At 67.0% G+C, this 17,619-nt stretch carries 17 protein-coding genes and 2 tRNA genes; 6 read left to right on the top strand and 13 right to left on the bottom strand.

Going from position 1 to position 17,619, the window contains the following annotated elements:
- Positions 1 to 2: 2 nt before the first annotated feature.
- Positions 3 to 878: an ABC transporter permease gene (locus QTI51_RS17655; protein WP_116909307.1), complete on the bottom strand. Its 876-nt coding sequence runs from the start codon at positions 876 to 878 to the stop codon at positions 3 to 5.
- The gene (locus QTI51_RS17650; protein ID WP_116909306.1) at positions 875 to 1,825 is read right to left on the bottom strand and encodes an ABC transporter permease; all 951 of its coding nucleotides are present in this window, start codon (positions 1,823 to 1,825) and stop codon (positions 875 to 877) included. The genes QTI51_RS17655 and QTI51_RS17650 overlap by 4 nt, the downstream gene beginning before the upstream one ends.
- A gap of 103 nt (positions 1,826 to 1,928) precedes the next feature.
- Here QTI51_RS17650 and QTI51_RS17645 point away from each other — a divergent pair, with 103 nt between their 5' ends.
- Entirely contained in the window at positions 1,929 to 2,204 is a 276-nt protein-coding gene (locus tag QTI51_RS17645) for a YfhL family 4Fe-4S dicluster ferredoxin (protein WP_116909305.1), read from the top strand.
- Between the two features lie 67 nt (positions 2,205 to 2,271).
- On the opposite strand, the gene QTI51_RS17640 is transcribed toward QTI51_RS17645, so the two are convergent.
- From QTI51_RS17640 to QTI51_RS17605, 8 genes are all read right to left on the bottom strand, one after another.
- Complete coding sequence (locus QTI51_RS17640) at positions 2,272 to 2,769, bottom strand: hypothetical protein (RefSeq protein ID WP_286547630.1); 498 nt, start codon at positions 2,767 to 2,769, stop codon at positions 2,272 to 2,274.
- Between the two features lie 36 nt (positions 2,770 to 2,805).
- Positions 2,806 to 3,438, bottom strand: coding sequence for an aminoacyl-tRNA hydrolase (pth, locus tag QTI51_RS17635; RefSeq protein ID WP_116909303.1), 633 nt, complete (start codon positions 3,436 to 3,438; stop codon positions 2,806 to 2,808).
- Between the two features lie 78 nt (positions 3,439 to 3,516).
- Entirely contained in the window at positions 3,517 to 4,197 is a 681-nt protein-coding gene (locus QTI51_RS17630; protein WP_116909302.1) for a 50S ribosomal protein L25/general stress protein Ctc, read from the bottom strand.
- A gap of 95 nt (positions 4,198 to 4,292) precedes the next feature.
- A complete protein-coding gene (locus QTI51_RS17625) occupies positions 4,293 to 5,267 on the bottom strand; it encodes a ribose-phosphate pyrophosphokinase (protein ID WP_093132507.1) in 975 nt (324 codons plus the stop codon).
- A 140-nt stretch (positions 5,268 to 5,407) separates the two neighbouring features.
- Positions 5,408 to 5,484: transfer RNA gene (locus QTI51_RS17620), tRNA-Gln, on the bottom strand.
- Between the two features lie 70 nt (positions 5,485 to 5,554).
- Complete coding sequence (ispE, locus tag QTI51_RS17615) at positions 5,555 to 6,454, bottom strand: 4-(cytidine 5'-diphospho)-2-C-methyl-D-erythritol kinase (RefSeq protein WP_286516064.1); 900 nt, start codon at positions 6,452 to 6,454, stop codon at positions 5,555 to 5,557.
- Positions 6,451 to 6,987: a lipoprotein insertase outer membrane protein LolB gene (locus tag QTI51_RS17610; RefSeq protein WP_116909300.1), complete on the bottom strand. Its 537-nt coding sequence runs from the start codon at positions 6,985 to 6,987 to the stop codon at positions 6,451 to 6,453. The genes ispE and QTI51_RS17610 overlap by 4 nt, the downstream gene beginning before the upstream one ends.
- A gap of 2 nt (positions 6,988 to 6,989) precedes the next feature.
- Positions 6,990 to 8,837 (bottom strand): tetratricopeptide repeat protein, encoded by a 1,848-nt coding sequence (locus tag QTI51_RS17605; RefSeq protein WP_116909299.1) that lies wholly within the window; start codon positions 8,835 to 8,837, stop codon positions 6,990 to 6,992.
- An 82-nt stretch (positions 8,838 to 8,919) separates the two neighbouring features.
- Between QTI51_RS17605 and mutM the strand changes: the two genes are divergently transcribed.
- The 3 genes from mutM to mutY all read left to right on the top strand — a co-directional run bounded on the left by mutM (position 8,920) and on the right by mutY (position 12,875).
- Positions 8,920 to 9,732 (top strand): bifunctional DNA-formamidopyrimidine glycosylase/DNA-(apurinic or apyrimidinic site) lyase, encoded by an 813-nt coding sequence (mutM, locus tag QTI51_RS17600; RefSeq protein WP_116909298.1) that lies wholly within the window; start codon positions 8,920 to 8,922, stop codon positions 9,730 to 9,732.
- A gap of 112 nt (positions 9,733 to 9,844) precedes the next feature.
- Positions 9,845 to 11,806 (top strand): dynamin family protein, encoded by a 1,962-nt coding sequence (locus QTI51_RS17595; RefSeq protein WP_116909297.1) that lies wholly within the window; start codon positions 9,845 to 9,847, stop codon positions 11,804 to 11,806.
- Positions 11,807 to 11,840: 34 nt separating this feature from the next.
- Entirely contained in the window at positions 11,841 to 12,875 is a 1,035-nt protein-coding gene (gene mutY / locus QTI51_RS17590) for an A/G-specific adenine glycosylase (protein WP_116909634.1), read from the top strand.
- Between the two features lie 24 nt (positions 12,876 to 12,899).
- Here the strand turns inward: mutY and rapZ are convergent, their stop codons facing one another.
- Genes rapZ through QTI51_RS17575 form a run of 3 tightly spaced genes read right to left on the bottom strand, consistent with a single transcriptional unit; the run spans position 12,900 to position 16,382 of the window.
- Positions 12,900 to 13,781 carry an RNase adapter RapZ gene (gene rapZ, locus QTI51_RS17585; protein ID WP_116909296.1) on the bottom strand — a complete coding sequence of 294 codons (882 nt, stop codon included), beginning with the start codon at positions 13,779 to 13,781 and terminating at the stop codon, positions 12,900 to 12,902.
- A complete protein-coding gene (gene recN / locus QTI51_RS17580; RefSeq protein ID WP_116909295.1) occupies positions 13,778 to 15,469 on the bottom strand; it encodes a DNA repair protein RecN in 1,692 nt (563 codons plus the stop codon). The genes rapZ and recN overlap by 4 nt, the downstream gene beginning before the upstream one ends.
- Before the next feature lies 1 nt (position 15,470).
- Positions 15,471 to 16,382, bottom strand: a complete 912-nt coding sequence (locus QTI51_RS17575; RefSeq protein WP_116909294.1) for an NAD kinase — start codon at positions 16,380 to 16,382, stop codon at positions 15,471 to 15,473.
- A gap of 31 nt (positions 16,383 to 16,413) precedes the next feature.
- Between QTI51_RS17575 and hrcA the strand changes: the two genes are divergently transcribed.
- Together hrcA and QTI51_RS17565 are read left to right on the top strand one after the other, a co-directional pair.
- Positions 16,414 to 17,421, top strand: a complete 1,008-nt coding sequence (hrcA, locus tag QTI51_RS17570) for a heat-inducible transcriptional repressor HrcA (RefSeq protein WP_116909293.1) — start codon at positions 16,414 to 16,416, stop codon at positions 17,419 to 17,421.
- Positions 17,422 to 17,463: 42 nt separating this feature from the next.
- Positions 17,464 to 17,540 (top strand) — tRNA-Ile (locus QTI51_RS17565).
- Positions 17,541 to 17,619 lie beyond the last annotated feature (79 nt).

The following is a 17,619-nucleotide window of genomic DNA, read 5'->3' as shown; positions in this document are numbered from 1 at the left end:
CTTCATCTCGCGCGGGCAAGCCGCGGGTCGAGCAGGTCGCGCAGCCCGTCGCCGAGCAGGTTCAGGCCCAGCACCGCGAAGGCGATGGCCATGCCGGGGAACACCGCGAGCAGGGGCGACTGGAACATCATGGTCTGCGCCTCGCTCAGCATGCGGCCCCACGAGGGTTGCGGCGGCTGCGTGCCCAGGCCGAGATACGACAGCGCGGCCTCGGCCAGGATCGCGATGGCGAAGCGAATGGTGATCTGCACGATCAGCACGGCCGAGATGTTCGGCAGCACGTGCTGCATGGTGATGGCGAAGCCGCCCTTGCCGCAGGCGCGTGCGGCTGCCACGTACTCGCGCGACCAGATGGCGTTGGCCGAGGCGCGCGTGATGCGCGCGAAGGTGGGAATGTTGTAGATGCCGATCGCGATGATCGCGTTGACGATGCCCGCGCCGAACACGGCCGTCATCATGATGGCCGACAGGATGGCGGGGAAGGCGAGCGAGAAGTCGGTGAGCCGCATGATGGCTTCCTCGACCCAGCCGCGCTTGGCGGCTGCGAGCAGGCCCAGCGCCGTGCCGACCACGAGGCCGATGCCCACCGCGATCACGCCCACCAGGATGGACGCGCGCGCGCCCACCAGCAGCAGCGAGCCCACGTCGCGCCCGTAGGTGTCGGTGCCCAGCCAGTGCGAGCCCGAGGGCGGCTTGAGCTTGTTGGCCATGTCCATGTCGTAGGGCGACCAGGGCGTCCACACCAGCGACACGCCGGCGGCCAGCAACAGCAGCAGGGTCAGCACGCCGCCGATGACGAAGCTGCGGTGGTGCAACGCGCGGCGCCAGAAGCCGGGCACCTTGAGCGCCGCGGCGCTCGGGACTGTCACGGTGCTCATATGTCGCTGGCCTTGATGCGCGGGTCGATCACGGCGTACAGCACGTCGACCACGAAATTCACGATGACGACCATGGCTGCCAGCAGCATCACGCAGTTGCGCACCACGATCAGGTCGCGGTTGCTGATGGCCTGGAAGATCAGCCGGCCCAGCCCTGGCAGATAGAACACGTTCTCCACCACGATGGTGCCGGCCAGCAGTTCGGAAAACTGCATGCCCATGACGGTGATGACCGGAATCATCGCGTTGCGCAGCACGTGGGTCCACAGCACCATGCGCTGCGAAACGCCCTTGGCCCGCGCGGTGCGAACGAAGTCTTCGCGCATCACTTCGAGCACCGCCGAACGCGTGATGCGCGCGAGGATGGCGGCCTGCACGACCGCGAGCGAAAGCGCGGGCAGCAGCAGCGACTTGATGCCCGCGAAGAAGCCTTCGCCCCAACCCTCGAAGCCGCCGGCCGAGAACCACTGGAGTTGCACCGAGAAGACAAGGATCAGCAGGATCGCGAACCAGAAATTGGGAATGGCGATGCCCACCTGCGCCATGCCCATGAGGCCGACGTCACCGAGCTTGTTGTGGCGCGCCGCGGCCGTGACGCCGACGAGCAGGGCGATCACGACGGTGAGCGTCATCGCCATCAGGGCCAGCGGCACGGTGAGCGCGAGGCGTTCGAGGATGAGGTCGAGCACGGGCGAGCTGTAGGCGTAGCTGTCGCCCAGGTTGCCGGTGAGCAGGCCGCCGATCCAGTGCCAGTAGCGCGTCCACGCGGGCTGGTCGAGGCCCAGCTTGGTGGCCAGGGCGGCCACGGCGTCGGGCGAGGCATCGGGGCCCATGAGCATCTGCGCGGCGTTGCCGGGCAGGATCTCGAGGACGAGGAAGACGATGACCGAGGCGCCGATCAGGGTGCCGATCAGCGTGGCAAGGCGCTTTAGTAGAAACAGACTCATGGGGCGGGGCGCAGCATAACTGACTCCTGCAACAAGTGTGCCGTGAATGTGGCCTTTGTCATTCACCGCCGACTGCGGGTACCCGGCCGCCGATAATCGGGGCATGGCCCTCATGATCACCGACGAATGCATCAACTGCGATGTCTGCGAGCCCGAGTGCCCGAACGACGCCATCTACATGGGCGAGGCCTTCTACGAGATCGACCCGCACAAGTGCACCGAATGCGTCGGCCACTTCGACGAGCCGCAGTGCGTGCAGATCTGCCCGGTGGCCTGCATTCCGCTGAACCCCGAGCATGTGGAAAGCCGCGAGACGCTGATGCAGAAGTACGAGCGTCTCACGGCGATCAAGGTGACGGCGGCTTCACCTGGCGCCTGAAAGGCGTATGGCAAGCGCCTGAGCCGCGGTTTACCGGCACGAGGCAGGCGCAGTCAGTCGGCTGGTGTCAGTCGGCTGATTTCCGCTTCTTCCTTTTCTTCGGGGCGTCGCCAGCGGCTTTCTCCGCCGGCGGGCCCTTGAAGCTCATGCTGGACTTGTGCGGATCACCCAGCGCCTTGCGGGCGCGGTCCCTCTCGCGTTGCTCCGACATGGCGAGCCGCCTTTCGGACTGGGCCGCGCTCCTTGCTTCCCTGGCGGCGTGGCGGTCGCGGTCGTAAGCTGCTTTTTCTTGCGACAGGCGAGTGCGCTCGAGGTGGTCGGCCTGCGTCTGCGCGCTGCGTGCGCCGGCGTCGGCGGCCCGGCGGTCCTGGTCGCTGCGGTGGTCCTCCACCTTCACCGGCCTGCCGCCTTCGCAGGGGCGGTCGGAGTAGGTGTTGCCGCATCGCCAGGTCTGGGCGTGGGCGGGGTCGTGGGCGAACAAGCCCACGGAGCCGACCCACATCACCGTCATGAACAGGGCGGCACTTGCCTTTTGCCCTGTCGTTCTTCTTCTCTTCTTGCTCATTTTTATTTCTCTCCCTCCCTGCGCTCCGGTGGCCGGCTAGGTGGCGGCAGGCGTGCCCCCGTCGCCGGGCTCCCGCCGCGGCGGTTTGGGCCGGGGCGGTTTGCTCGTGTGAATGACCAGCGTCGCCTTCTCCATTTCGCCCGCCACCAGCGCGGGAACCGCGTGCAGGGTGCGCACGATGGCGTCGTCTATGGCTTCACGTTGTTCCTTGAGCGGCTTCTTCAGCACCCAGTTGACCACCTCCGACTTCACGCCGGGGTGGCCGATGCCCAGGCGCAGCCGCCAGTAGTCGCCGGTGCCGAGCTGCGCATGGATGTCGCGCAGGCCGTTGTGGCCGGCATGGCTGCCGCCGAACTTGAGCTTGGCCTGGCCGGGCACCACGTCGAGCTCGTCGTGCACGACGAGGATTTCTTCGGGCGCGATCTTGAAGAAGCGCGCCAGCGCACCGACCGACTTGCCCGACAGGTTCATGAAGGTCTGCGGTTCCAGCAGCCAGATGCTCTGGCCGCCGATGCTGGTGCGCGCCGCGAAGCCGTGGTAGCTGCGCTCGGGCACGAGGTTGAGTTTCCAGTCGCGCGCGAGGGCGTCGATCCACCAGAAGCCCGCGTTGTGGCGCGTGGCTTCGTACTCTGGGCCCGGGTTGCCGAGGCCGACGAACAGCTTGATCATGGTCGTGGATTATCCCGTCGCCAAAAGCAGAAAGGCCCGCACGGGGCGGGCCTTGTCAGCGTCAGACGCGGGAAGTGATTACTTCTTGGCGGTCTTGGCAGCAGGGGTCTTGGCGGCGGGAGCGGCCTTGCCACCCTTGCCAGCCGGAGCTGCAGCGGCTGCGTCGGCAGCGCCTTCGGCGGGTGCTTCGACTTCTTCAGCGGCCGGAGCGACGGCCGAAGCCAGCACCGGGTTGACCTTGCCGTGGCTGACCCACTTCACGCCGCGGGGCAGCTTGATGTCCTTCAGCGTGACGGTGCCGTTCTTCTTCAGGCCCGACAGGTCCACTTCGATGAACTCAGGCAGTTCGGCGGGCAGGCAGTTCACTTCCAGTTCGGTCGTGACGTGGTTCACCAGGTTGTGCTCGAGCTTGACGGCGTCGGACTCTTCCTCGCCCTTGAAGTGCAGCGGCACCTTCAGGGTCATGCGGGTCTTGGCATCGACGCGTTGGAAGTCGATGTGTTGCACCAGCTGGCGGAACGGGTGGTATTGCACGTCGCGCAGCAGAACCTTGCTGACGTTGCCGCCCAGGTCCATTTCGAGCACGGTCGAATGGAAGGCTTCCTTCTTCAGGGCGTGCCACAGCGCGTTGTGATCGATTTCGATCAGTTGCGGCTGGGTGTCACCACCGTAGACGATGCCGGGCGTCTTGCCCGTGATGCGGAGACGGCGGCTCGCACCCGTGCCCTGCTTGGCGCGCTCAAAAGCGACGAATTTCATAGTTAGCTCCTGTGGGAGTCCACCGCGACCAGTGCGACTCCGGTTCAACAAGGGCGCCTGTCCGTGAACGGAGAGGCGCCCGCTTTTTGCTCAGATCAGAACAGGTTGTCCTGGTCCGAGAACAAACTCATCACGGACTCGCCCTTGGCAATGCGCTGGATCGTTTCGGCGATCAGCGGTGCTACGGAGAGCTGGCGGATCTTTCCGCAGCCCAGGGCCGCATCGGAAAGAGGAATGGTGTTGGTCACGACCACTTCGTCGAGGGCCGACCCCTGCGTGATGCGCTCGATGGCCGGGCCCGAGAAGATCGGGTGCGTGCAGTAGGCGTACACGCTCTTGGCGCCGCGCTCCTTCAGCACTTCGGCCGCCTTCACGAGCGTGCCGGCGGTGTCGATCATGTCGTCCATGATCACGCAGTTGCGCCCGTCGATCTCGCCGATCACGTTCATGACTTCGCTGACGTTGGCCTTCGGGCGGCGCTTGTCGATGATGGCCAGGTCGCAGTTCAGTTGCTTGGCCAGCGCACGGGCGCGAACCACGCCGCCCACGTCGGGCGAGACCACGATCAGGTCTTCGTAGTTCTTGGCGCGCAGGTCGCCGAGCAGCACGGGCGAGGCATAGATGTTGTCGACCGGAATGTCGAAGAAGCCCTGGATCTGGTCGGCGTGCAGGTCCATCGTGAGCACGCGCTCGACACCGACGGTTTCCAGCAGGTTGGCCACGACCTTGGCCGAGATCGGCACGCGGCTGGAACGCGGGCGGCGATCCTGGCGGGCGTAGCCGAAGTAGGGAATCACGGCGCTGATGCGTTCGGCCGAAGCGCGCTTGAGCGCGTCGACCATGATCAGCAGTTCCATCAGGTTTTCGTTGGTCGGGGCGCAGGTCGACTGCACCACGAACACATCGCGCGCCCGCACGTTCTGGTTGATCTCGACGGTGACTTCACCGTCCGAGAAGCGACCGACGCGAGCGGCACCGAGCGAGGTGCCGAGGTTGTGCGCGATTTCTGCAGCAAGGCCAGGATTGGCATTGCCGGTGAAAACCATGAAGTCAGGGTGATTAGCCTGCATGAGCGCGTCCCGGCTGAGCGAATTGGCTGAGGAAGCCGCCAAAAGGTTGGTGATGCGTGGCGACCGGTGAGCCGCCGATTATTGCAGCGGGTGGGCTGCAAACGAAGACTGCGGCCGTTGGGCCGCAGTCTTTGAAGATTTGGCAGGGGAGAAAGGATTCGAACCTTTGCATGCTGGAATCAAAATCCAGTGCCTTAACCAGCTTGGCGACTCCCCTACACGGGTCGATGGTTTTCACCACCAACCGATATATGTCGCGTCGAACCGAGTGAACGATCCGACTATCTTCAGGTTGCCCACCCGCACAGCGGATGAACTTCCAGGTTGCTGCATTGACGAACCTGCCAGCCCTTGGGGGCTTCCAGCAGTTCCGCTTCCTGCGGCGCTTGCGGCAACTTCGCGAACACCGAACTTCCGGAGCCGGTCATCCGGGCCTTCAGTCCTTGGGCGCCGAGCCATTCGATGGCGTCGGTGACCGCGGGGCAAAGTCGCTGGGCAACCGGCTGCAGGTCGTTGTGGCCGAAATCGAAAACCGAGTCGCTCAGTGGAACCAAGCTTTCCAGGTTTGTCGCTTCGAGCGATTCGCTCTCTGCAGCAAAGCCTGTGATTATAGCAACAGGAGAAGCACGTTCAAGATATGTTGCTGAAAAAATTAATCGGGTATCGAGTCCCTCGGGAGGTTTGGCCACCGCGAAACGCGCGGAGGGGAGTGTAACCGCAGTCAGTTGCTCTCCGACGCCCTCGACCCACGCATTGTGTCCACCCAGAAAAAAAGGCACGTCGGCGCCGAGCTTCAAGCCGATGTGGGCAAGCCGCGACAGCGGCAGGTTCAGCCCCCACAGCCGATTGAGCGCCAGCAGGCAGGTGGCCGCGTCCGACGAGCCGCCCCCCATGCCCGCCTGCGCAGGCACATGCTTCGCCACGCCGATGTGGGCGCCTTGCCCTGGTGCGGCATGCGCCTGGAGCGCCCGGGCAGCGCGAAGGACGAGGTCGTCCGCCGGCAGTTCGGTCGTCAGGTCTTCGCGGCTCAATTGCCCGTCGCTGCGCAATTCGACATGCAGCGTGTCGCACCAGTCGATCAGCATGAAGACCGATTGCAACAGGTGGTAGCCGTCGTCGCGTCGGCCGGTAATGTGGAGGAAGAGGTTGAGCTTGGCCGGCGCGGGAAGGTCGTAGATCGCCTTCATGACCGTTCGAACACGATGCGCAGGTCCGCGCGCGGGCTCGGCGATTCGCGCACCGCCTGCAGGCGGCCGTTGGCCAACTGCCCCAGGTCGGGCTTCCAGCCGGGCACCGGCTCGTTCCGGCCCGCGAGCCATCCGAAAAGGGCGCCCACCGGAATGGCCGCGCCCGTGGCCGCTTCGATCAGCGCATCGACTGAGTCGAAGCGCCGTGTGTTGCTGCCGTCTTTCAGCAACGCTTCGCCGGGCGCCCATTGCAGCTGCGCAAGCGTGCTGCCGATCGGTGTCGTGAGCGACAGCGTGCCCGTCTCGGCGGAGCCGCGCAGGTCGAACAACGCGGCGAAAGTCTGCACCGGCTCGCTCTCGATGCGCAGCGACATGCGGCCGCTCCAGCTGTCCGAGGTCTTCGGCGCCGTGGAGCCGCCCGACAGCTGTGCGCAACCCGCGGCCAGCAGAAGCGCTGCGCCCCCTGCGGCCAGCAGCGTGCGGCGGCCGAGGTCGATGTGCGCCGTTGGCGCCAGGGCCCGTGCCTGCGCCATGCTCAGGGCTTGACCCGCAGGCGCTTGAGCGTTTCCTGCAGGGTCTCGTTCTCTGCGTCGCTCAGCAGTGCTTCTTTCCAGATCGTGACCGCGCGGTCCTTCTGGCCCACGCTCCACAGCACTTCGCCGAAGTGCGCGCCAATCTCCGGATCGGGCCGGGTCTTGTAGGCGGCTTCAAGGATGCGGATGGCCTCGTCGGTGTTGCCGAGGCGGAATTCGACCCAGCCCAGGCTGTCGGCAATGAACGGATCTTCGGGTGCCAGTTGCACGGCCTTCTGGATCAGCGTGCGTGCTTCGTCGAGGCGGATCTTTCGATCGGCGAACGAATAGCCCAGCGCGTTGTATGCGTTCTGGTTTTCCGGCTTCAGTACGATCAGCCGGCGCAGCAGGCGCTCCATGTCGTCGAGGCGGTTGAGCTTCTCGGCGATCATGGCCTGGTCATAGACGAGGTCGCTGTCGTCAGGCGCAGCGGCCGACGCCTGGGTCAGCATGTCGTAGGCGGCCTGGTACTGCTTGGCGTCGCGCAGCAGCTGCACTTCGGCGAGAAATTTCTGCTTCTTGTCTTCCGCGGTGCGCTCCGGCAGGCTGCGGATGACCTCGCGGGCTTGGGGCAGCTTGCCCTGGCGCGCCAGCAGCGCGGCGCGGCGGGTTTGCGCGGCCACCACTTCTTCACCGCCGTCGACGCGCGACAGCCAGCGCTCGGCGCCCGCGTAGTCCTTACGCCGTTCCGCCAGTTGCGACAACGCGAAGTACGCCTGCGCCACGCTGCGCTTGCGGTCGGACGCGTCCTGGTCCTTGTTGGCCTGGCTGTTCGACAGCTCGATGAAGCGCTTGATCGATGCTTCGGCCGCGGCGTCCTGCTTGGCCTGCATCTGCAGGCTGCCGAGCAGCAGCCAGGGTTCCGCCAGATCGGGCCGCGACGAGGTGACAGCCTGCAGTTGCACGGACGCGTCGTTGAAGCGGCGGTTTTCCACCAGCACCCGTGCGTACGCCACGCGCAGGTCGGGCGATGCCTTGGGGTTGTTGTTCAGGAAGCGCGTGACGATCGGCTCGGCCAGCGGCTGGCCGGGGTCGATCATTTCAAGCGCCAGCGCGGGCGGTGCGTCGGAGGCCGGGTCGATTTCCTGGCCCTTGCGCGCGGCGTCCAGCGCCCCGGAGGCGTCTCCGGCATTGAGCCGCAGGCGCCCCACGGTGGCCCAGGCCAGGCCGCCGGTGGTCGGGCTCTTGAGCTCGTCGACCAGTGCCTGCTCGACCACCGACGCGGCCAGCTTCTTGTCCGCGGCGCGCGAGTAGTTGCGCGCAATCACGGCCATCAGCAGCGGGCGTTCGATTTGCGAGGTGGCCGCCACTTCGGCGCGCAACGGCTCGACCGTTTCGCTGATGCGGTTCAGCGCAATGAGAATCTGCAGTTCGATGCGACGTGCGTCGCGCGAAGTCGGCAGTGTTTCCTGCCAGGCGCGGGCCGCGGCCAACGCCGCGTCGCCGGAGCGCGACTGCAGTGCGATTTCGACCGCACGCTGGAACAGCTTGCCGTCGCGCAAGCGGCGGGCGGCATCCAGCACCAGTGCGTAGCCCGAGCCGGGGTCGCCGGTGCGGGTCGTGAGCTCGCCCATGAGGATCTCGTAGAACAGGTCGGCCGTGAGCGCCGAGGGCTGTGCTTCGGGTTCGCTCGCCGGCTTGGCTGCCACCACCCGCGGCTTGGCCGCGGGCTTGGGCGGCGCGGACCGCTCGATGACCGGCGCGGGGCTGGTGGGGGCTGCGGGATCGGATGTTTGTGCTTGGGCGGCACAAGCCAGCAAGGCGAGAGACGCGGCCGCCGCAAGGCGGTGTCGGCGGGGCGAAAGATTCATCTGACCATAATAATCCAGGCTTTTGAACGAGCGCCGCGCGGGGGCTTCGCCGCCGCGGGTGTTTGCCGGAGATTTACTTTTCATGCCCGAATTACCCGAAGTCGAAGTCACCCGGCGCGGTTTTGCCGACCGCATTGCCGGTGCGCGCATCGACGCGGTGCGCATCGGCAAGCCGCTGCGATGGGCCTTGATGGTGCTGCCCGAGGCACTGGTCGGGCGCAAGGTGCTGCAGGTGCGCCGGCGCGGCAAATACCTGCTGATCGACCTCGACCAGGGCATCCTGCTGCTGCACCTGGGCATGTCGGGCAGCCTGCGTTTCGACATGACCCTGCCGCCACCCGGCGTGCACGATCACTTCGACCTGGTGACCGACCGTGGCACGCTGCGGCTGAACGACCCGCGCCGCTTCGGCGCGGTGGTCTACGTCGAGCACGAAGACGCGCCCTGGGCCATCAAGCTGCTGGGCGGCCTGGGCATGGAGCCGCTGGGCGATGCCTTCGACCTCGACGCCTTCCATGCCGGCCTGAAGAAGCGCAAGAGCGCCGTCAAGCAGGTGTTGCTGGCGGGCGACGTGGTGGTGGGCGTGGGCAACATCTATGCGTCGGAGGCGTTGTTCCAGGCCGGCATTCGGCCGACGCTGTCGGCCGCGCGCATCAGCAGGCCGCGCGCGGCGAAGTTGCACGCCGCGGTGCGCGAGATATTGGCGCGGGCGGTGGAAAAGGGCGGCAGCACGCTGCGCGACTTCTCAGGGGTGGACGGCAAGAACGGCTATTTCCAGCTCGAGGCGACCGTGTACGGCCGCGCCGGCGAGCCGTGCCGGGTCTGCGCGACGCCGATCCGCTTGCTGCGCCAGGGGCAACGCTCGACTTACTACTGCCCCAACTGTCAGAAGTAAACCTGAAACCTCAAACGTGGAACGCCGCCAACACCTTGAACGGAATCGCCCGAAAACGGTTGTTGCGCGCCTCCCGATGCTATATTTGTAAGCTCTTTCTTACACATTTCCCTTGAGCCGCTCTTTCAACCAACAACTCGACCAGCACGGCGCGTGGCGAAGCAATTTCGCTCGCCGGCTGCAGTGGCTGTCCCGCTGGCTGACCGAGAACGAGCTGCTTGACCAGTCGGTGGCCGAGCGCTTGCGCGGGCTCGAGACGCAGATCCGCACCAGCAAGGTCATGGTCGCGTTCGTGGCGGAGTTCTCGCGCGGCAAGTCGGAGCTGATCAACGCTATCTTCTTTGCCGGCTACGGGCGCCGCATCATGCCTGCGAGCGCGGGCCGAACCACGATGTGCCCGACCGAGCTGGGCTACGACCCCGCGCTGGCGCCCAAGCTGCGCCTGCTGCCCATCGAGACCCGGCTGGAGCCGCATTCGCTCGCCCACTGGCGCGAGAAGCCCACGCGCTGGACCGAGATCGCCATCGACGTCGTCAACGCCGAGCAACTCGCGCAGGCGATGGGCAAGGTGGCCGAGGTGCGGTGGGTCAGCAAGGAAGAAGCGCGCACGCTGGGCTTCTGGAACGACGAAACGCCCGACGACAACCCGGTGCAGGACGCCGAGGGCCGCGTCGAAATTCCGCGCTGGCGCCATGCCGTGCTGAACATGCCGCATCCGCTGCTGGAGCAGGGGCTGGTGATTCTGGACACGCCCGGCCTGAACGCGATCGGCGCGGAACCCGAGCTGACGGTCAGCCTCATTCCCCAGGCGCATGCGGTCGTGTTCATCCTGGGCGCCGAAACCGGCGTGACGCGCTCCGATTTGTCGATCTGGCGCGAACACCTGATCACAGAGGACGAAGGCAACGACACGCGCTTCGTGGTGCTCAACAAGATCGACACCATGTGGGACACGCTGAGCACGCCCGCGCAGATCGAGCAGCAGATCGAGCGCCAGCGCGAAGGCGCGGCGCGGCTGCTCGAGGTGCCGCTGGCGCAGGTGCTGCCGGTGTCCGCGCAGAAGGGGCTGCAGGCCAAGATCCAGCGCGACGTGCAGCTGCTGCAGGCCAGCCGCCTGCCGGCGCTCGAAGCCTTGCTGGGCGAAGGCGTGCTGGGCAAGCGCGAGACCATGTTGCGGCTGGCGGTCGATGCGGGCATGACCGCGCTGCGCGCCGAGGCCGAGCGCATCCTGAAGGTGCGCCAGCGCGACCTGTCCGAGCAGGCGCTCGAACTGCAGGGGCTGCGCGGCAAGAACGTGTCGGTGATTCGCCACATGCGCGCGCGCATCGACCAGGAACACGCCGAATTCGAAGGCAGCAACACGCGCATCCTGGCGCTGCGCTCGGTGCAGGGCAAGTTGTTGCGCGAGGTGTATGCCGTGCTCGGGCGCACCGCGCTCAAGGCCGACATGGTGCGGCTGTCGGCCGCGCTCAAGCGGCCCGGCGTCAAGTTCAACGTGCGCAAGGTGTACGGCGAGACCTTCGATTCGCTGCGCAACAACCTGCGCGAAGTGCAGGCGACCACGGCCGAGATCCAGTCGATGCTGCACGCCACCTTTCGCCAGCTCAATGCCGAGCAGGGCTTCACGCTGCAGGCGCCGGCCGAGCCTGATCTCACCGGCTTCGAGCAGGAGCTCAGCCAGATCGAGCGCAGCCACATCCATTACCTGGGCGTGGGCAACCTGCTGAAGCTGGCGCAGGCCGATTTCTGCGACAAGCTGGTGCGCGCGCTGGCCAGCCGCCTGCGGCTGGTCAACGAGGCCGCCATGACCGAGGTCGAGCGCTGGAGCAAGGGCGCGAGCGCGCAGATCGATGCGCAGCTCAAGGAGCGCAGGCGCAATTTCAGCAAGCGCATCGAGGCCATCGAGCGCATCCAGAGCGCGGCGGGCAACCTCGACGAGCGCCTGCTCGAACTGGCCGCGCAGGAGCGCGACCTGGCCGAACTGCATGTGCGGCTGCGCGAGTTCACTTCGCTGATCGCGCAGCCCGGAAAGCCGCAGGCAGCGGCCACGGTCGGCGAGCTGCGTGCGGCCTGAGCGTTCCGCCGCCGCGGCGGCTGCAACTTCATCTCTGCCCGCCGACTTCGCCGCGCAGGTCGTGAGCTGGCAGCGCACCCACGGGCGCAGCCAGTTGCCGTGGCAGAACACGCGCGATCCGTACCGCGTATGGCTGTCGGAAGTGATGCTGCAGCAGACGCAGGTGACGACGGTGCTGGGTTACTTCGCGCGTTTTCTCGAGCGCTTCCCCGATGTGAAGGCGCTGGCCGCGGGCACGGAAGACGAGGTGTTCGGCCTCTGGAGCGGCTTGGGCTACTACAGCCGGGCGCGCAACATGCACCGCTGCGCGCAGGACGTGGTCGCGCGCTTCGGCGGCGAGTTTCCGCACACGGCCGCCGAACTGGTCACGCTGCCCGGCATCGGGCGCTCGACATCGGCGGCGATTGCCGCCTTCTGCTTCGGCGAGCGCGTGGCGATCCTCGACGGCAACGTGAAGCGCGTGCTGACGCGCGTGCTCGGTTTTGCGGGCGACATGTCGTCCGCAGCGCAGGAGCGCGCACTGTGGGACCTGGCAACGCAGTTGCTGCCGCCCGCCGAGCAGCGTGAAGCCATCGCGCACTACACGCAGGGGTTGATGGACCTGGGCGCCACCGTGTGCCTGCCACGCAAGCCCAGTTGCATGATCTGCCCGGTCAACCGGAGCTGCACGGCCCTGCGCGAAGGCGCGCCCGAGCGCTACCCGGTGAAGACGCGCAAGCTCAAGCGCAGCGCCCAGTCGCTGTGGGTGCTGCTGGCGCGCGACGCGCAGGGCCGGGTCTGGCTGGAGAAGCGGCCGGCCAAGGGCATCTGGGCCGGGCTGTATTGCCTGCCCGTGTTCGACAGCCGCGAAGACCTGCTCGCCGCATTGCCGGCAGCAACGCAGCACGGCGTGCAAGACCTGCCGGCCTTCGTGCACGTGCTGACCCACAAGGACCTGCACCTGCATCCTGTGCAGCTGCACGGCGCGCAGCCGCAAGGCGAGGGCGCGCGATGGGTGGAGGCGGAGGAATGGCGCCGGCTGGGCCTGCCGGCGCCGATGCGCAAGCTGCTCGAAAGCGGCGCGGTCTAGAAAGTTTCTAGAGCTTCGCGCCGCTCAGTTCGCGTCGAGCTCGCGGTGCCGTTTCAGCGAACCCCAGCGCGCGCCGAACGAGCGCGCCAGTTGCTCCACCAGGAACACGGAGCGGTGCTGCCCGCCGGTGCAGCCGATGGCCACCGTCACATAGCTGCGATGGTCGCGTGCCAGCGCATCGAGCCAATGCGACAGGAACTGCTCGATGTCGTCGTACATGCGCGCCACGTCGTCGTGCTCGCGCAGCCATTCGATCACCGGTTCGTCGCGCCCCGTGAGCGGCCGCAACGCGGGCACGTAGTGCGGGTTGGGCAGCATGCGCACATCGAACACGTAGTCGGCGTCCAGCGGCACGCCGCGCTTGAACGCGAACGACTCGAACACCAGCGTCAGCGCGTTCTGCGGCGCCGAGATCAGCGACTTGATGTAGCTCTGCAGCTGCGCGGGCCGTATCAAGCTGGTGTCGATCACGTCGGCGCCGTCGCGCAGGTCGGCCAGCAGCTCGCGCTCCAGCTCGATGGCCTGCATCAGCACGCGATGCTGCTCGGGCACGTCGGTGCGGCCCTCCTGGCGCGAGAGCGGATGGCGGCGGCGGGTTTCGGAATAGCGGCGCAGCAGCGCGTCGGTGGTGGCGTCGAGGAACAGCGAGCGCAGCGAGATGCCGCCGTCGCGCCGCAGCGCCTCGAGCTGCAGCGGCACGATGGGCAGCGACACGCCGCTGCGCACGTCCATGGCAATGGCCACGCGCGGCGTGGCTTGCTCGTGCTGCAGGGCGATGAACGCGGTCAGCAGCTCGGGCGGCAAGTTGTCGACGCAGTAGTAGCCGGCGTCTTCCAGCGCATGCAAGGCCACCGACTTGCCGGAACCCGACATGCCGGTGATGAGCACGAGGTCGAGGTGGTTCATGGCGACGTCACCGGGGCCGTGGCGCTCTTGTGGCCCAGCATCTCGCGTGCATGGGCCAGCGAGGTCTGCGAGACCTTTTCGCCGCCCAGCATGCGGGCGATTTCCTTGGCGCGGTGGTCGTCGTCTAGGCGCGACACGCCGCTTTCGGTGCGCGGGCCGTCCTTGCCGGCGGCCGCCGTCTGTCGCTTGGCGACCACCAGGTGGTGGTCGGCGCAGGCGGCCACCTGGGGCAGGTGGGTCACGGCGAGCACCTGCCGGTCGCGGCCGAGCTGCTTCATGAGGCGCCCGACCGTCTCGGCGACCGCACCGCCGACGCCCGCATCGACCTCGTCGAAGATCAGCGTCTGCGCGGTGCCGAGCTGGCTGGTGGTGACGGCAATGGCCAGCGCGATGCGCGACAGCTCGCCGCCCGAGGCCACCTTGCCGATGGCGCGCGGCGTGCTGCCGGTGTGGCCGGCCACGAGGAAGGCCACTTCTTCGAGGCCGGCGCGGCCGGGCTGAGCCAGCGGCTGCAGCTCGACCTCGAAGCGCCCGCCCTGCATGCCGAGGCCCTGCATGGCCTGCGTGACCGCCTGCCCGAGGCGCGGTGCGGCCTGCTTGCGCGACTTGCCCAGCGCCTTGGCTTCCTTCATGTAGACCTGCTGCGCGGCTTCTTCGGCGCGCTCCAGCCCGTCGAGATCGCTTTGTGCGTCGAGTGCCTGCAGCTCGGCCTGCCAGCCGGCCAGCAGCGCCGGCAGGTCGGCGGGCGTGCGCTTGTAGCGGCGCGCCAGCGACATCCACAGGCCCATGCGTTCGTCCAGCTCGGCGAGGCCGTGCGGGTCGGCGTCGGTGTCGCGCAGGTAGCCGTGCAGCGAATGGGCCGCGTCGGATGCCTGTGCCACGCAGGAGGCCAGCACTTCGCCCAGGTTGCGGAATTCGGGCTCAATGTGCTCGCAGTTCTGCAGCAGCGTGGCCGCGCGCGTGAGCGCGGCGAGCGCGCCGTTGTCATCGTCTTCCAGCGCCAGGCTGGCGCCCTGCGCCGCGTCGATCAGGGCCTGGGCGTTGGAGATGCGCGAATGCGCGGTCGACAGCTCTTCCCACTCGTCGGCGCCCGGTGCGAGCTTGGCGACTTCGGAAATCTGCCACTGCAGCCGTTCGCGTTCACGCTGCAGCGAGTCTTGTGCCGAGCGCGCGTGCTCGAGCGACGAAAGCGCCTGCCGCCAGCCGTGCCACGCGGCATCAAGCGCGTCGGTGCGCACGCCCGCGTAGGCGTCGAGCAGGCCGCGCACGGCCTCGGGCCGAGTCAGGCTCTGCCAGGCGTGCTGGCCGTGGATGTCGAGCAGGTGGTCGCCCAGCTCGCGCAGTTGCGTAGCCGTGGCGGGGCTGCCGTTGATCCAGCCGCGGCTGCGGCCCTGCAGGTCGACCGTGCGGCGTAGCAGCAGGGCATCGCCGGCTTCGAAGCCGCCTTCGTCGAGCCAGGGGGCCAGGGCCGGGTCGGCGTCGAACTCGGCGCTCACGTCGAGCCGCTCGGCGCCTTCGCGCACGGCACCGGCGTCGGCCCGGTTGCCCAGCGCCAGCTGCAGCGCGTCGATCAATATGGATTTGCCCGCGCCGGTTTCACCGGTCAAGACCGTGAAGCCGCCGGACAGGTCGAGTTCGAGTGATCGCACGATCACGAAGTCGCGCAGTGCGATGCGTCGCAGCGCCATGTCAGGAGCCCCCTTCGTTCCAGTGAAGTTTCTTGCGCAAGGTGTCGAAATAGCTCCAGCCGCGCGGGTGCAGGAAGCGCACCCGGAAGTCGGAGCGGCGCACCACCACGCGGTCGCCGATGGCGAGCGAGGCGAGCGATTGCATGTCGAAATTGGCGCTGGCGTCGCGCCCGCCGACCAGCTCAATGACGATCTCGTCGGCATCGGGCAGCACCACCGGGCGGTTCGACAGCGTGTGCGGCGCGATGGGCACCAGCACCCAGCCGGGCACCGCCGGGTGCAGCAAGGGGCCGCCGGCCGACAGCGCATAGGCCGTGGAGCCCGTGGGCGTGGCGATGATCAGGCCGTCGGCGCGCTGGCTGGCCACGAAGTGCCGGCCGACCGACACGCGCAGCTCGACCATGCCGGAGGTGGCGCCGCGGTTAACCACCACGTCGTTCATGGCGAGCGCGTCGAACACCGAGGCGCCGTCGCGCATCACGCTCGCGTGCATCAGGCTGCGATGGTCTTCTTCGTATTCGCCGGCCAGCATGGGAATCAGCGTGGCCTGGTAGTTGTCCAGCGGAATGTCGGTGATGAAGCCGAGGCGGCCGCGGTTGATGCCGATCAGCGGAATGCCGTAGCTGGCGAGCTGCCGGCCGATGCCGAGCATGGTGCCGTCGCCGCCAACGACGAGGCCCAGGTCGCAGCGCTGGCCGATTTCCTCGACCGTCAGGGCTTCGTAGCGTGGGTGGGGCGGGGCGCTTTCCTCGTCTTCCTTGCAGGTGGAGCGCTCGACGAAAACCTTGCAGCCCTGCGATTCCAGGAAGGCCCCGATGTTTTCCATCACACCGTCGCGAGCGTCCGCCTGCGCTCGGGCGCCGGAAGCCTGGTATTTGCCGATCAGGGCGACGTGACGAAAGCGAGAGGTCATATCTCACAAATTACAACACTAAAATCTTGCAATGCTGGACGACCGTGCCAAGTTGCTGCTCAAGACGCTCGTCGAGCGCTACATCGCCGACGGGCAACCCGTCGGGTCACGCACGTTGTCGCGTTCCGCGGGGCTCGACCTGTCTCCCGCGACCATCCGCAACGTCATGTCCGACCTCGAAGGGCTCGGGCTGATCGCCAGCCCGCACACCTCGTCGGGCCGCATTCCGACGCACCGCGGCTACCGCCTGTTCGTCGACACCATGCTGACCGCCCAGCGTGAGCACATGAACACGCCGAGCCTCGCGCCCGACCAGCCGCAGAAGGTGATTGCCAACGCGGCGCACCTGCTGTCGAACATGTCGCAGTTCGTGGGCGTGGTGATGGCGCCGCGGCGTGCCTCGGTGTTCAAGCAGATCGAGTTCCTGAGGCTGTCCGAGAAGCGGCTGCTGGTGATCATCGTGTCGCCCGACGGCGATGTGCAGAACCGGGTGATCTTCCCGGAGGCCGACTATTCGCAGTCGCAACTGGTCGAGGCCTCCAACTACATCAACGCGAACTATGCGGGCCTGACCATCGAGCAGGTGCGCGACAAGCTGCAGTCCGAGATCGAGACGCTGCGCGGCGAGATCGCCACGCTGATGCAGGCGGCGGTGAAGGTCAGCTCCGAAGTGCTGACCGAGGCGCAGGAAGACGATGTCGTGATTTCCGGCGAGCGCAACCTGCTGGCGGTGAGCGACTTTTCCAGCGACATGGGCCAGCTGCGCCGCGCCTTCGAACTGTTTGAGCAGAAGGCGCAGCTGATGCGGCTGCTCGATGTGTCGAGCAAGGCAGAAGGCGTGCGCATCTTCATCGGCGGCGAGAGTCAGGTGGTGCCCTTCGAGGAGCTGTCCATCGTCAGCGCCAACTACGAGGTCGACGGGCAGGTGGTGGGCACGCTGGGCGTGATCGGGCCGACGCGCATGCCGTACGAGCGGATGATCCAGATCGTCGATATCACTTCGCGGCTGGTGACCAACGCATTGAGCCATCGCAAGTAGCGCGTGGGCTGTGGCGCGGCGCGAATAGAATCCGTGCCGCGTGGGCCGTTAGCTCAGTTGGTTAGAGCAGCGGACTCATAATCCGTTGGTCGATGGTTCAAGCCCATCACGGCCTACCACCACCGCCAGTTGCACCAGGTTGTGCAAAGCTTTTTGGATGTCTTCGAAGATGCCCGCTAAAAACGGGATATAATCGTG

This window comes from Variovorax sp. J22G73, assembly GCF_030317035.1.
Taxonomy (GTDB): Bacteria; Pseudomonadota; Gammaproteobacteria; order Burkholderiales; family Burkholderiaceae_C; genus Variovorax.
This window is presented reverse-complemented; position numbering and strand designations above follow the sequence as displayed.